Annotated in this window: 11 protein-coding genes; 5 read left to right on the forward strand and 6 right to left on the reverse strand. The window is 71.4% G+C overall.

All coding sequences use genetic code 11. The features are described from left to right. The first annotated feature begins 8 nt into the window (after positions 1–8). Both ACM9LD_RS20790 and ACM9LD_RS20795 read left to right on the forward strand, forming a co-directional pair. On the forward strand, positions 9–722 hold the full coding sequence (locus ACM9LD_RS20790) for a lysoplasmalogenase (protein ID WP_415678439.1): 714 nt from the start codon (positions 9–11) through the stop codon (positions 720–722). Positions 723–756: 34 nt separating this feature from the next. Further along, the gene (locus tag ACM9LD_RS20795) at positions 757–1,584 is read left to right on the forward strand and encodes a MerR family transcriptional regulator (protein WP_415678440.1); all 828 of its coding nucleotides are present in this window, start codon (positions 757–759) and stop codon (positions 1,582–1,584) included. Positions 1,585–1,597: 13 nt separating this feature from the next. Here ACM9LD_RS20795 and ACM9LD_RS20800 read toward each other — a convergent pair whose 3' ends face one another. Beyond that, a complete protein-coding gene (locus ACM9LD_RS20800; protein ID WP_415678441.1) occupies positions 1,598–2,542 on the reverse strand; it encodes a DUF808 domain-containing protein in 945 nt (314 codons plus the stop codon). A gap of 157 nt (positions 2,543–2,699) precedes the next feature. Between ACM9LD_RS20800 and ACM9LD_RS20805 the strand changes: the two genes are divergently transcribed. After that, on the forward strand, positions 2,700–4,937 hold the full coding sequence (locus ACM9LD_RS20805) for an NADP-dependent isocitrate dehydrogenase (protein WP_415678442.1): 2,238 nt from the start codon (positions 2,700–2,702) through the stop codon (positions 4,935–4,937). A 51-nt stretch (positions 4,938–4,988) separates the two neighbouring features. Here the strand turns inward: ACM9LD_RS20805 and ACM9LD_RS20810 are convergent, their stop codons facing one another. Next, on the reverse strand, positions 4,989–5,594 hold the full coding sequence (locus ACM9LD_RS20810) for a TetR/AcrR family transcriptional regulator (RefSeq protein ID WP_415678443.1): 606 nt from the start codon (positions 5,592–5,594) through the stop codon (positions 4,989–4,991). 134 nt (positions 5,595–5,728) lie between these two features. On the opposite strand from ACM9LD_RS20810, the gene ACM9LD_RS20815 reads away from it, so the two are divergent. After that, positions 5,729–7,096 (forward strand): flavin monoamine oxidase family protein, encoded by a 1,368-nt coding sequence (locus tag ACM9LD_RS20815; protein ID WP_415678444.1) that lies wholly within the window; start codon positions 5,729–5,731, stop codon positions 7,094–7,096. 4 nt (positions 7,097–7,100) lie between these two features. On the opposite strand, the gene ACM9LD_RS20820 is transcribed toward ACM9LD_RS20815, so the two are convergent. Both ACM9LD_RS20820 and ACM9LD_RS20825 read right to left on the reverse strand, forming a co-directional pair. Beyond that, the gene (locus ACM9LD_RS20820) at positions 7,101–7,928 is read right to left on the reverse strand and encodes an SDR family NAD(P)-dependent oxidoreductase (RefSeq protein ID WP_415678445.1); all 828 of its coding nucleotides are present in this window, start codon (positions 7,926–7,928) and stop codon (positions 7,101–7,103) included. 4 nt (positions 7,929–7,932) lie between these two features. Then, entirely contained in the window at positions 7,933–10,536 is a 2,604-nt protein-coding gene (locus ACM9LD_RS20825) for an MFS transporter (RefSeq protein ID WP_415678446.1), read from the reverse strand. A gap of 132 nt (positions 10,537–10,668) precedes the next feature. Between ACM9LD_RS20825 and ACM9LD_RS20830 the strand changes: the two genes are divergently transcribed. Further along, positions 10,669–11,295, forward strand: coding sequence for a LysE family translocator (locus ACM9LD_RS20830; protein ID WP_415678447.1), 627 nt, complete (start codon positions 10,669–10,671; stop codon positions 11,293–11,295). On the opposite strand, the gene ACM9LD_RS20835 is transcribed toward ACM9LD_RS20830, so the two are convergent. Together ACM9LD_RS20835 and ACM9LD_RS20840 are read right to left on the reverse strand one after the other, a co-directional pair. After that, the gene (locus ACM9LD_RS20835; protein ID WP_415678448.1) at positions 11,282–12,193 is read right to left on the reverse strand and encodes a hypothetical protein; all 912 of its coding nucleotides are present in this window, start codon (positions 12,191–12,193) and stop codon (positions 11,282–11,284) included. The two genes, ACM9LD_RS20830 and ACM9LD_RS20835, sit on opposite strands and share 14 nt — an antisense overlap. A gap of 41 nt (positions 12,194–12,234) precedes the next feature. After that, the gene (locus ACM9LD_RS20840) at positions 12,235–12,897 is read right to left on the reverse strand and encodes a GntR family transcriptional regulator (RefSeq protein WP_415678449.1); all 663 of its coding nucleotides are present in this window, start codon (positions 12,895–12,897) and stop codon (positions 12,235–12,237) included. Between the last annotated feature and the right edge of the window lie 65 nt (positions 12,898–12,962).

The following is a 12,962-nucleotide window of genomic DNA, read 5'->3' on the forward strand; positions in this document are numbered from 1 at the left end:
TTGGCGCGGTGACCCGCGCCAGCACCGCCCTCAAGCTCGCCTACGCCGCGCTCGCCGCGGTCGACACCACCCTGTCGGCCTCGCCGCGACCCGCGCACCACCGCGCGCGCCGGTTCACCAAGCCGCTGCTGCTGCCAACCCTCGCCGCGTCCTTCGCGACCGATCCGCGGGCGCGGCGCTCGCCGCTGCGCAGCAGCACGCTCGCCGGTCAGGCGGCCGGCTGGGTGGGCGACGCGGCGCTGCTCGGCGACGAGCCGAAGCACTTCGCGCTGGGCGCGAGCGCCTTCGCCACGGGCCACGCCGCGTACATCAGCGGGCTCCTCGCCCAGCGCGACCCGGAGGCCACGCTCGCGAAGCCGGCCGCCGTCGGCGCCGCGTGGGCCGTGGGCGCCCCGCGCACGCTGCTCGCCGCGTACCGCACCGAGCCCTTCCTGGCTCCGGTGCTCGCGGGCTACTCCGCGCTGCTCAGCGGCACGGCGGCGGCCGCATCGGTGCTCGGCCCGCAGATCCCGGCGGACGCCCGGCGCGCCACCCTCGCGGGCGCGGGCCTGTTCCTGCTCAGTGACTCGATCCTCGGGCTGCGCAAGTTCGTCCTCGCCGACCCTCCGGCGTGGCTGGAGGGCGCCGTCATGGCCACGTACACCGGCGCGCAGTTCCTGCTCGCGGAGGGCGCGGCGCGCGCCGGGGCACCGGCGGCGGGGTCGTCGCTGCCCGGGGCTTGACCCTCACACCGTGTCAGCCGACAGAGTGGAGTCCGTGACCGACACCCCGGACCTCATGCCCATCGGCAGGTTCTCCTCCCTGAGCCGGATCAGCGTGCGGATGCTGCGCCACTACGACACCCACGGTGTCCTGGTGCCCGCGGACATCGACGCGACGAACGGCTATCGCCGGTACGCGCCGGCGCAGCTCGCCGACGCCGCCGCGATCCGCCGGCTGCGCGACGTGGGATTCGGCGTGTCCGCCATCGGGGCACTGCTGGCCGTCCGCGGCACCCCGGCGTTCGACGAGGCCCTGCGCGCGCAGCGTCTCGAGCTCGCCGCAGCCGCCGCGGACGCCGCCGCACGGCTCCGCCTCATCGACACTCTGATCCGGGAGCCCACCATGACCGACACCGTTTCCCTCACCACACTGCCCGCCCGCACGCTCGTGCACCTGCGCGGCACCGTCCCCGACTACGCCGGGGAGGGCCTGCTGTGGGAGCGCTTCCTCCCCGCGCTCCGGGCTCAGGGCCTCGCCCCGATCGGCCCGGGCGGCTGCATCGAGCACGACGACGAGTTCCGCGAGTCCGACGTCGACGAGTCCGTGTACTTCGAGGTGCCCGCCGGCACCACCGTCGCGGCGCCGCTCGCCGTGTTCACGGCCCCGGCGGGCCGGGCGGTCGAGGCGGTCGTCGACGGGGCGTACGCGCAGGCGATCCCGCGGGCGCACGAGCTGATCGGCGCGTACGTCGCCGCGCACGGACTGGTGCTCGCGCGGACCGTCGACGATCCGGCGACGCACCACTTCAACGTCTATCTCAACGACCCGTGCGCGGTGCCGGAGGCCGAGCTGCGGACCCGCGTCGTGGTGCCGGTCCGGTAGACGGTCCGGTAGATCAGTGCGCGGCGGGGGCGCCGCGGAGCTTGCCGATCAGGTGCACGATCGCGACGACCACGGCGCCCACCGCCAGCCCGAACAGGGCCGAGCCGAGCGTGTTGGCGAGCCAGCCGACCACCGAGCCGATGGCCGGGATCAGGTCGTGCGCCCAGGTCTCGAAGTGGTGCACCACGGAGTAGGGCCAGTGCCAGCCCAGTTCGTCGAGGCCCACGAGCAGGATGTGGCCGCCGACCCAGCACATGGCCACGATGCCGACGTTCGCGAGCACGCTCAGCACCACCGGCATGGCCTTGACCATCGCGGTGCCGACCTTGCGGCTGAACTCGGACGGGCGCTGCGCGAGCGCGAGCCCCACGTCGTCCATCTTGACGATCGCGGCGACCACCCCGTACACCAGCGCGGTGATGAGGATCGCCACCACGACGAGGATCAGCGCCCGGGACCAGATCGACTCGCTCGCGACCTCGTTCATCGCGATGACCATGATCTCCGCGGACAGGATGAAGTCGGTGCGGATGGCGCCGGCGACCACCGTGTCCTCGTCCACCTCGCCCGTCGACGACGAGGGCTCCTCGACCTCCCCGTGGCCGCTGAGCTTCTCCCAGATCTTCTCGGCACCCTCGTAGCAGAGGTACGTGCCGCCGAGCATGAGGATCGGGGTCAGGGCCCAGGGAGCGATCCAGCTCAGCAGCAGGATGGCGGGCAGGATGAAGATCAGCTTGTTCCGCAGCGAGCCCTTCGCGATGCGCGCGACGATGCTCAGCTCGCGCTCGGGCTTGATGCCCTGCACGTACCGTGGGGTGACGGCCGTGTCGTCGACCACGACACCGGCGGCCTTGACGCTCGCGCGCCCCGCGGCGGCCGCGACGTCGTCGACCGACGCGGCGGCGAGCCGCGCGAGGGCGGCGATGTCGTCGAGCAGGGCAGCGAGTCCTCCGGCCATGGCGACAGCGTAATCGGGGAGGACGGCCCGCGTTTGCCGGACTGCCGTCGCGGGCCGTCGGGGTGGGGGAGGATACTGGGGGAACCGTTACATGGAGACTGACAGAGCAGTTCGTACAGAGTCGACCGACCAAGACATTCGGGAGAAGCAAACACACATGAGTGCGCAGCAGCAGACCATCATCTACACGCTGACCGACGAGGCCCCACTTCTGGCCACCGCGTCGTTCCTGCCGATCATCCGCGCCTTCGCCGGGCCCGCCGGCATCGACGTGCAGACGAGCGACATCTCGGTCGCGGCGCGCATTCTGGCGACCTTCCCCGAGCGCCTCACGGACGAGCAGAAGGTGCCGGACAACCTCGCGGCCCTGGGTGAACTGACCCTCGATCCGTCGGCCAACATCATCAAGCTCCCGAACATCAGCGCCTCGGTGCCGCAGCTGCTGGCCGCGATCGCCGAACTGCAGTCCAAGGGCTACGACATCCCGGACCTGCCCTCCGAGCCGAAGACCGACGAGGAGCGCGACATCGCGACGCGCTACTCCACCATCCTCGGTAGCGCCGTGAACCCGGTTCTGCGCCAGGGTAACTCGGACCGTCGTGCCCCGCGCGCGGTCAAGGAGTACGCCCGCAAGAACCCGCACAGCATGGGCGAGTGGTCGATGGCCTCGCGCAGCCACGTCGCGCACATGAAGCACGGCGACTTCTATCACGGCGAGAAGTCCACGACGCTGGACCGCGAGCGCGACCTGCGCATGGAACTCGTCACCGCCGACGGCCAGACCCACGTGCTCAAGGACAGCGTCAAGCTCGGCGCGGGCGACGTCATGGACTCGATGTTCATGAGCAAGAAGGCCCTGCTCGAGTTCTACGAGGAGCAGATGCAGGACGCCTACGAGACCGGCGTCATGTTCTCGCTGCACGTCAAGGCCACCATGATGAAGGTCTCGCACCCCATCGTCTTCGGCCACGCCGTGAAGGTCTTCTACAAGGACGCGTTCGCCAAGCACCAGGAGCTCTTCGACGAGCTGGGCGTCAACGTCAACAACGGCCTCGGCGACCTCTACGACAAGATCGCCACGCTGCCCGCGAGCAAGCACGAGGAGATCGTCAAGGACCTGCACGCCTGCCACGAGCACCGCCCGGAGCTGGCGATGGTCGATTCGGCGCGCGGCATCTCCAACTTCCACTCGCCGTCCGACGTCATCGTCGACGCCTCCATGCCCGCCATGATCCGCGCCGGTGGCAAGATGTACGGTGCCGACGGCCGCACCAAGGACACCAAGGCCGTGATGCCGGAGTCCACCTTCGCGCGCATCTACCAGGAGATCATCAACTTCTGTAAGACCAACGGCGCCTTCGATCCCCGCACCATGGGCACCGTCCCGAACGTCGGCCTCATGGCGCAGAAGGCGGAGGAGTACGGCAGCCACGACAAGACCTTCGAGGTCCCGGCCGCCGGCACCGCCAACATCGTCGACAACGCCACCGGCGAGGTCATCCTCTCCCAGGAGGTGGAGGAGGGCGACATCTGGCGCATGTGCACCGTGAAGGACGCCCCGATCCGCGACTGGATCAAGCTGGCCGTCAACCGCGCCCGCAATTCCGGTACGCCCGTGCTGTTCTGGCTGGACCCGTACCGTCCGCACGAGAACGAGCTCATCAAGGCGGTCAAGGCCGAGCTGAAGAACTACGACACCGAGGGCCTGGACATCCAGATCATGTCCCAGGTGCGCGCCATGCGCTACACCCTCGAGCGCGCGATGCGCGGCCTCGACACCATCGCCGCGACGGGCAACATCCTGCGCGACTACCTGACCGACCTGTTCCCGATCCTCGAGCTCGGCACGTCGGCGAAGATGCTGTCGATCGTCCCGCTCATGGCGGGCGGCGGCATGTACGAGACGGGTGCCGGCGGCTCGGCGCCCAAGCACGTCAAGCAGCTCACCGAGGAGAACCACCTCCGCTGGGATTCGCTGGGCGAGTTCCTCGCGCTCGCGGTGAGCTTCGAGGACATGGGCATCAAGAACGAGAACGCCGCCGCGAAGGTCCTGGCGACCACCCTGGACGCCGCCACCGGCAAGCTCCTCGAGAACAACAAGGCCCCGTCGCGCAGCACCGGCGAGCTGGACAACCGCGGCAGCCAGTTCTACCTGGCGCTGTACTGGGCGCAGGAGCTGGCCGCGCAGACCGAGAACCCGGAGTTGGCCGCGAAGTTCGCGCCGCTCGCGAAGGCGCTCACCGAGCACGAGGCCACCATCGTGGAGGAGCTGCGCGCGGTCCAGGGCGAGCCCGCCGACATCGGCGGCTACTACTACCCGGACCCCGAGAAGATGTCGAAGGTGATGCGCCCCAGCGCGACCTTCAACGCGGATCTGGCGTCGCTGGACGACTGATCGTTCCGTCTCGACGGGCATCGCCGACCCTGGTCGGCGGTGCCCGTTCCGCTATCGCGGGACGGGTGCGGCGAGCGCGACGACCATGTCGATGACGGTCTCGAGGTCGGCGGCGGACCGCGCGGGGTCGGGGCTCGCGACGTGCTGCAGGATCAGGCCGTCGACGGCGCCGAGGATGACCCGCGCGAGCCGGTCGAGCGGGACGGCGCTGGTCTCGTGCGCGCGGTCGGCCGCCTCCGCGCACCATTGCTGCACCGCGGCGGCGTAGCGCTCGTACTGCAGCCGCGCCAGGTCCTCGAGGCCCGGCGTCCGCAGGGCGTGCGTGACCAATTCGTACTGCAGGACCTGTAGCTCACGTTCGTCGGCGACCAGGGCCGCCCAGAAGTTCCGCACGCCGTTGCGGATCGCGTGGGCGAGCCCGGCGTCGGTCTCGGCCGTGCGGCGGAGAACATCGGAGATGTCGTCGACGACGCGCTCGATGACGGCCTGGAGCAACTGCTGCTTGCTCGGGAAGACGTGCTGCAGCGTGCCCAGCGGGATCCCGGCCTCGGCCGCGACCGCGCGCAGGCTCGTCTTGGCGACCCCGTCGCGGATCAGGACCGCGCGGGCCGCCGCGACGATCTGCGGGCCGCGCACCGCGGACTCGACGTAGGGCATCCGGCCTCCGGTCTCCAGGGATGGGTGTCCAGCAAAGCACACCGAGTTCCGGTCGAGGTCTCGACACAGGGGTGTGACTCGGCTTACAGTGCATAAAGCAAGTCATACGACTGACTGAAAATGAGGAGCGGGACATGACGGATGTGGACGTGATCGTGGTGGGTGCCGGCCTGGCGGGTCTCTCGGCTGCGCGGCGGTTGACGGCGGCGGGGCGCACGGTGCGGGTGCTCGAGGCGCGTGACCGCGTCGCGGGCCGCAACCACGGGGGTTTCCTCAGCGACGGGACGCCGGTGGAGCTGGGTGGGCAGTGGATCGGGCCCGACCAGAGCGCTGCGCTCGACCTGGTGGCCGAGCTCGGGCTGGAAACCTTCCCCTCCTACGACGACGGTGACGCGATCACCTTCGTGGACGGGCGTGCCGTCCGGTACGCCGACGAGACCTTCGGCCTCGACGAGGTGTCGTTGGCCGAGGTGGGACGCCTGTGGGTGGCGATCGAGACCCTCGCCGCCGGCGTCGACCCCGCCGAGCCCTGGGCGGCCGACGGTGCCGCCGACCTGGACCGGCACAACGTCGACACCTGGGTGAGCGCGAACACCGACAACGCCCTGGCCCGCGGCTTCTTCCGGATCATCGTGCCGGCCGTCTTCTCCGCGGAGACGGCGGAACTGTCCTTCCTGCACTTCCTCGCCTACATCCGCTCGGGGACGAGCCTGGCGATGCTGCTCACCACCCGCACGGGCGCGCAGGACTCCCGCGTGGTCGGGGGCACCCACCTGATCTCGGAGCGGATGGCGGCCGAGTTGGGGGAGTCGGTCGTCCTCGGCGCCGTGGTCCGCACGATCACGCAGGACGACGGAGGCGTCACCGTCGCCTACGAGAACGCCGACGGGACGCCGGGCGGCGCGGTCACGGCGGACGAGGTGATCGTGGCGATCCCGCCGACCCTGGCCGGCCGCATCCGCTACCTGCCGGCCCTGCCCTCGGCGCGCGACGGCCTCACCCAGCAGATCCCCGCCGGCTCGGTGATCAAGGTGCAGGTCGGCTACGACCGCCCCTTCTGGCGCGAGGACGGGCTCAGCGGCTTCGTCATCAGCCTCGACGACGCCTTCAACGTGGTCCTCGACAACTCCCCGCAGGACGCGAGCTGCGGCGTGCTCGTCGGCTTCCTCGAGGGCGCCCACGCCCGCGCCGCGGAGCGGCTCAGCCCGGCCGAGCGACGCGCACTGGTTCTGGGCGCTCTGGTGAAGTACTTCGGGCCCGAGGCCGCGACCCCCTTCGACTACGTCGAGATGGACTGGTGCGCGGAGGAGTTCAGTCGCGGCTGCTACGGCGGACGGCTCGGCTGCGGGGTGTGGACGCAGTACGGCCACGCGCTCGCCGCACCCGTCGGGCGGATCCACTGGGCGGGCGCGGAGACCGCGAGCCGGTGGAACGGCTACATGGACGGCGCGATCCGCTCCGGCCGACGCGCCGCCGAGGAGATCCTCGCCCGGTCGCAGTAGCGGCTCAGAGGAAGCGCTTCGACTGCCCGTCGACGAAGGACATGAGCCGCTGATAGCCCGAGCCGGTGACCCGGACCAGCAGATCGAGTGCCACCGCGTCGGCGCCGATGAGGATGCGGCCGTGGTTCTTCTGCACGCCCTTGAGGATGGTGCGCGCCGCGGAGTCGGCCTCGGTGCGGGCGAGGTGCTGGTTGAAGAAGTCGGCGAACGAGGCCTGGTCCTGCCCCTCGGCCACGGTCGCGTTGTTGCAGATGTCGGTCTTGATCCCGCCGGGGTGCACGCAGCTCACGCCCACGTTGTGACCGCTCGAGAGCATCTCGATCCGGAGGGCCTCGGTGAAGCCGCGGACCGCGAACTTCGCGGCGTTGTAGGCGCTCTGGCCGCCGACGCCGAAGAGGCCGAAGATCGAGCTGGTGTTGGCGATGTGGCCGTCGCCGGAGGCGATCAGGTGCGGCAGGAAGGCCTTGGAGCTGTTCACCACGCCCCAGAAGTCGACGTCCATCATCCGGTCGTAGTCCTTGAAGGAGGTCTTCTCGACGCTCGCGTGGTGCGCGATGCCGGCGTTGTTGAAGACGAGGTTGACCACGCCGTAGTGCTCGGCGACCTCGTCCGCGTAGGCGAGGATCTGTTCGCGCTCACCGACGTTGACGACCTTGGTGTGCACGTCGGCGCCCAGGGCGCGCGCGTCCTCGGCGGTCTTCTCCAGGCCGGCGGCGTCGTAGTCGCAGAGCGAGAGCTTCGCGCCCTGTCTCGCCAGTTCGAGCGCGAGCTCGCGGCCCATGCCGGAGGCGACGCCGGTGACGACGGCGACCTTGCCGTGGAAGTCCTTCATACGATTACTCCTGGTTCTCCATGACCCGCGCGAGGAACGCGGCGGCGTCGTCGGCGGCCGCGTACACGGTGCCGAAATGGTCGGTGGGATAGAGCTTCAGCGTGACCGGTTGCCGGTGCAGGGTCAGTGCCGCGGCCAGCGACAGTCCGGACGCGACCGGTACGTCGATGTCGGTGAGGCCGTGGCCGAGGAAGATCGGCCGGTCGTAACCCTGCGTCGGCGTGCCCATGTGCGCGTGCAGGGCGTCGTAGATCCCGGGGACGCTGCGCAGGGGCGCGGTGACCCAGGTGCTGATCTTCGCGCCGCGCACCGCCTCCCGGGTGTCGTACAGGCTCAGCCGCTCGGCGAGGCCCACGATCCGTCGGCCCTCGTCGCTGAGCAGGGCGTCGATCCCGAGGTCGGGCCGGGCGTCGCGGATCCCGGCCAGGATGTACGCGGTGTAGACGTTGGTCAGCGGCGGCAGCGCGATCGGGGGGAAGGAGGGCCGCAGGAACTGCACGACGCGCTCGATGTTCGCCGGCGTGCCGGTCGCGACCGTCCCGCGCAGGTCGAGGTCGTAGCCCGCGCCGAACTCGGCGGCGTAGCGGGCGCCGTTCATGGCCGCGCCCGCGCCCTGCGACTGGCCGACGAGGGCCCACCGTCGGGCGAGCGGAAGACCGAGCTGCCTTGCGGCCTGCACCGAGTCGATGAGATTGTGCGCCTCGACCTTCCCGTTCAGGTAGCTCATCAGGCCGGGCGTGCCCATGCCCGCGTAGTCGGTGGCGACCACCGCGTAGCCGTGCCGCAGCCAGTGCCCCAGGTAGAACTGCTGCCGCTCGGACTGGGGCTGGGCCGACGGGGTCGCGTCGTCGCACAGTCCGACGGTGCCGTGCGCCCAGGCCACCACGGGCCATCCGGCCGCGGGCGCGTCCCCGTCGGGCAGGAACAGCGACGCGGTGCTCACGGCGTCCCCGCGCTGGTTGGTGGTCGAGTAGAGAAACCGGTACGCCTGCGCCGCCTCGTCGAGGCCGAGCCCCGCGGCGAGCGGCACCCGGTCGATCGGCGTGCCGGCGGGCAGCGCGGGGCCGGAGTACGCGCGCGCGTCGAGGCCCGACCAGTTCGGCGGACCGATGGGGGTGACGGGGTCGGGCGTGGCGAGGCCGCGGAGCAGGCCGCCGACGCGGCTGGTCAGCGCGCGCGGCAGGGCGGACGGCGTGATCGGCACCACGCCAACCTGACAGTCGCGCGCGGCGTCCGCCGTCGGGTGCCGGGGGATCGCGAGGGAGCAGACCGTGGCCACCGCGCAGACGCCGAGGCAGAGCAGGATCGTCGCCGTGTAGGCGCCGGCCGAGGGCGTTTCGACGGGGCCGGCCGGGGTCGCGGTGATCACCGTGCCGCCGGTCAGCACCATCGCGACGACGGCCGTGGCCATCGAAGTGCCGACCGAGCGCATCAGTGCGTTGACGCCGTTCGCCTCGCCCGTCTGCTCGACCGGAACCACCGCCATGATCAAGGCGGGCATCGCCGAATAGGCGATGCCGAGGCCCGCCCCGACCAGCGCGCTCGACGCCAGGATCCAGACCCAGCTCACGGTCCACGGCCCGGCGATCGCGAGGAGCAGCACCAGATAGCCCCCGGCGATGACCACGGCGCCCACGGCGAGCGAGATCCGGGCGCCGCGCCGGTCCGTGATCCACGAGCTGACCCGGGAGAAGGCGAACATCACCAGGCCGCTCGGCATGAGGACGAGGCTCGCCTCGACCATCCCGAGGCCCAGCCCGGCGGGTGTCTGCTCCGGTGCCATGAGCACCTGGATCGGCATCATCTGCATGGCGTAGAAGGCGAAACCGGTGGCGATCGACGCGGCGTTGGTGAGCAGGATCGGCCGGTACAGCAGCGTGCGCACATCGATGAGGGCGTTCGGGATGTGCAGCTCGTACCGCCACCACGCGGCGCCCGTGACCAGGAAGGCGGCGAACAGGCCGAGCGTCAGCGGGTCGGTCCAGCCCCACTCCGACGCCTTGGAGAGGGGGAGCAGAACGAAGGTCAGGACGGCGGTGAGGCCGACGGTGCCGACCGCGTCGAAGCTGCCGCCGGGGTCGGCGGGGCCCTCCGGGACCGACCGCAGGATCGCGGCGCCGCAGGCCACGGCCGCGAGCGCGCACGCCCAGAACAGCGCGTGCCAACTGACGTGTCGCGCGATCGACGCGGCGAAGGGCAGTCCCAGGGCGCCGCCGACGCCCAGGGAGGCGCTCATCGTGCCCACTGCGGAGCCGAGCCGCACCGCCGGGACGATGTCGCGAAGGATGCTGATCCCGACGGCGATCGCGCCGATGCCGAGCCCCTGCAGGCCACGGCCGATCAGGAAGGGCAGGAACGCGCTCGAGAGGGCGCAGACCGTCGAGCCCGTCGCGACCGCGGCCATGGTGCCGAGCAGCACGCGGCGCTTGCCGAACATGTCGCCGAGGCGCCCCGCGATAGGTGTCCCGACCGCCCCCACGAGGAGGGTGATCGTGAGGGTCCAGGAGGCGTTGGTCGGCGACGTGCCGAGCATGCCCGGCAGCTGGGGGATCAGCGGCACGATGATCGTCTGCATGAGCGCGACCACGATGCCCGCGGCGCACAGCACGGCGACCGCGGCGCGGGGATATGACTCGGACAGGGCTGTGCCTTCGTGATCGGCGGTGGGCAGGTAGCAATCCTAACAATGCCCGGCGGAGGTGACTTCCGCGTAGCCCGCGGCACCTGATTGGATCGTCGAATGCTCGTCGCCCTGCTCTCGTTCGCAGCCGCCTCCGCCGTGCTCGTCATCGTGCCCGGACCCGACACCCTCGTCGTGGTGCGCGGTGTGGCGCAGGGCGGCCGCGGCACCGGGCTGCGCACCAGCCTCGGGGTGCTCAGCGGCCTCGTCATCTGGGTGCTCGCCGCGGTGCTCGGGCTCTCGGCGATGCTCAAGGCCAGTGAATACGGCTACACCGCGCTCAAGGTGGTCGGCGCCGCGTACCTGATCTACATGGGCGTGCAGTCCCTGCGCGCGGTGATTCGCGGTACGGCGCTGGGGGAGCGGCCGGCCGCCCCGATGGAGACGTCGTGGCGCACGGGCGGCTTCGCCGCGGGCTTCCTCACCGACCTGCTCAACCCGAAGATCGGTGTCCTGTTCGTGAGCCTGCTCCCGGGCTTCGTGCCCAGCGGCTACTCGGTGACCTGGACGACGCTCGCCCTGGGCGGCGTTTACATCGCGCTGACGGCGGTCTACTGCGGCGTGTTGATCGCTGCCGCCGGCACGGTGACCCGCTGGATGCGGACGCCCCGCACCCGGCGGATGCTGGACGGCGTCGCGGGGGTCGCACTCATCGGCTTCGGCGCGAAGCTGGTCACCGAGCGGTAGCCGCCCGCACGCCGGCGATGCCGGACACGAGCGTGCCGAGGTCGACGAGGACCTCCGGGGCGCGTCCGTCGAGCGGCACGCGCCAGATGCGCCCGCCGAGGTCGGAGACGTAGGCGAGCCCGGACGCGGCGTCGACGGCCAGGCCGATGGCCTCGTCGAAGCCGCGCGCCAGGATCTCCGGAGCGGCCCCGCGCGTGCCGACCGCCGGGAGCGGGGCCCGGTTGAGCGAGTTGCCGTCGGGGGCCGCGCCGCGGTCGGTCCAGTACAGGGTGTCGCCGACGATCTCCAGGTCGATCGGCTCGGGCAGGCCGTCCCACAGCGTCTCGACGTCGGGGCGGTCGTCCGGCGACGCGCCGGCGGGGAGCTCGAGGCCGGCGCGCAGGATGCGTCCGCGGCCGCCCTTCGCGGGCCCCTTCTGCGTCCAATAGAGGTGGCCGCGCGCGGGATCGACGGCGACGCCCACACACTCGGCGAGGCGGTCGGGCTCGGGGGCGTTGACGACGAGGTCGCGCAGACCGGTGCCGTCCGTCCGGACCGAACTCACCCGGCACCCCTCGCGGTCGGCCCAGTAGAGGGTGCCGGCCCCGTCGGACGCGAGCTGCTTCCCGGTGGTCATCGCGCCCGCCGGCACGAGGTCGTGCCGGTCGGTGCCGTCGACCCGGATCGAGTGGACGCCGCCCGTGCGCCCCGAGTAGTCCAGGCTCGCCTCGCCGGAGCGCTCCGGATCGCGGACGGGGCGCCCCATCGTGGTCCAGTAGATCCGGCCGTCCTCCAGGACGATCCCGTCGGGCGAGGCCCCGGCCTCGTCGGTGTAGACGGTCTCGACGGCACCGTCGGGGAGCGAGACCCGGAGGATCGTCCCGTTACGGATACCGAGGGCGAGAAGTCCTTCGAACATGGAACTTATTCTACGGCGGGGTGCCCGGTGCGGGCCGCCGCTCACGGTGTGATCTTCGAGACCGGCTGCACGCCGAACAGCGTCTCCTCCGAGCGGACGAGGTACTCCTCGAGCAGGTCCGCCGCCGTGTCGCCGCGGCCCGCCAGGAAGGTCTCGAGGATCGTGACGTTGTCGTCGAGGAACGGGGCGTGCAGGAATTCGGGTTCCGCGATCGCCCCGAACGCGAGACGGAGCTCGGCCAGGATCGAGTCGAGGACCGCGTCGAGCCGGGGGCTGTCGCTGAGGCCGACGATCGCGCGGTGGAACGCGAGGTCGGCCGTGCCGACCGCCTGCCAGTCGCCGAGGCGGGCCGCCGCCTGAGCGGTCGCGACCGCATCGCGCATCCGGACCGCGCCGGGGTGGTCCGGTCCCGCTGCCCGGAGCGCCGGCGGTTCGACGGTGCGCCGGACCAGGTAGATGTCCCGCACCGACGCCCGGGTGGGGGTGGTGACCCGGGCGCCGCGGTTGGCCTCGTGCACGATCAGCCCCTCATGGGCGAGCGTGCGCATCGCCTCGCGCAGGGTGTTTCGGGAGACGCCGAGCTCCGCGGCCAGGCGCTCCTCGCGCAGCGGATCGCCCGGCCGCAGCGCGCCTTCGACGATCGCGCGACGCAGGTCGTCGGTGGCCTCCGTGGCGGCGTGGCCGCGCTGTCTGCCTGTGCTCACGGCTCGATCGTACGGAGCGGCACGAAATTTTGTTGAACAAATCGGTCGCCGGCTAGTGACAGATT

The organism is Tsukamurella hominis (assembly GCF_965137015.1).
In the GTDB taxonomy this organism is placed as follows: Bacteria; Actinomycetota; Actinomycetes; order Mycobacteriales; family Mycobacteriaceae; genus Tsukamurella; species Tsukamurella hominis.

Bases quoted from the DNA above. Each gene is read 5' to 3' on its own strand.
- ACM9LD_RS20830 (WP_415678447.1), top strand. From the start codon at position 10,669: ATGCTCGTCGCCCTGCTCTCGTTCGCAGCCGCCTCCGCCGTGCTCGTC.
- ACM9LD_RS20820 (WP_415678445.1), bottom strand. From the start codon at position 7,928: ATGAAGGACTTCCACGGCAAGGTCGCCGTCGTCACCGGCGTCGCCTCC.
- ACM9LD_RS20800 (WP_415678441.1), bottom strand. From the start codon at position 2,542: ATGGCCGGAGGACTCGCTGCCCTGCTCGACGACATCGCCGCCCTCGCG.
- ACM9LD_RS20815 (WP_415678444.1), top strand. From the start codon at position 5,729: ATGACGGATGTGGACGTGATCGTGGTGGGTGCCGGCCTGGCGGGTCTC.
- ACM9LD_RS20810 (WP_415678443.1), bottom strand. From the start codon at position 5,594: ATGCCCTACGTCGAGTCCGCGGTGCGCGGCCCGCAGATCGTCGCGGCG.
- ACM9LD_RS20805 (WP_415678442.1), top strand. From the start codon at position 2,700: ATGAGTGCGCAGCAGCAGACCATCATCTACACGCTGACCGACGAGGCC.
- ACM9LD_RS20835 (WP_415678448.1), bottom strand. From the start codon at position 12,193: ATGTTCGAAGGACTTCTCGCCCTCGGTATCCGTAACGGGACGATCCTC.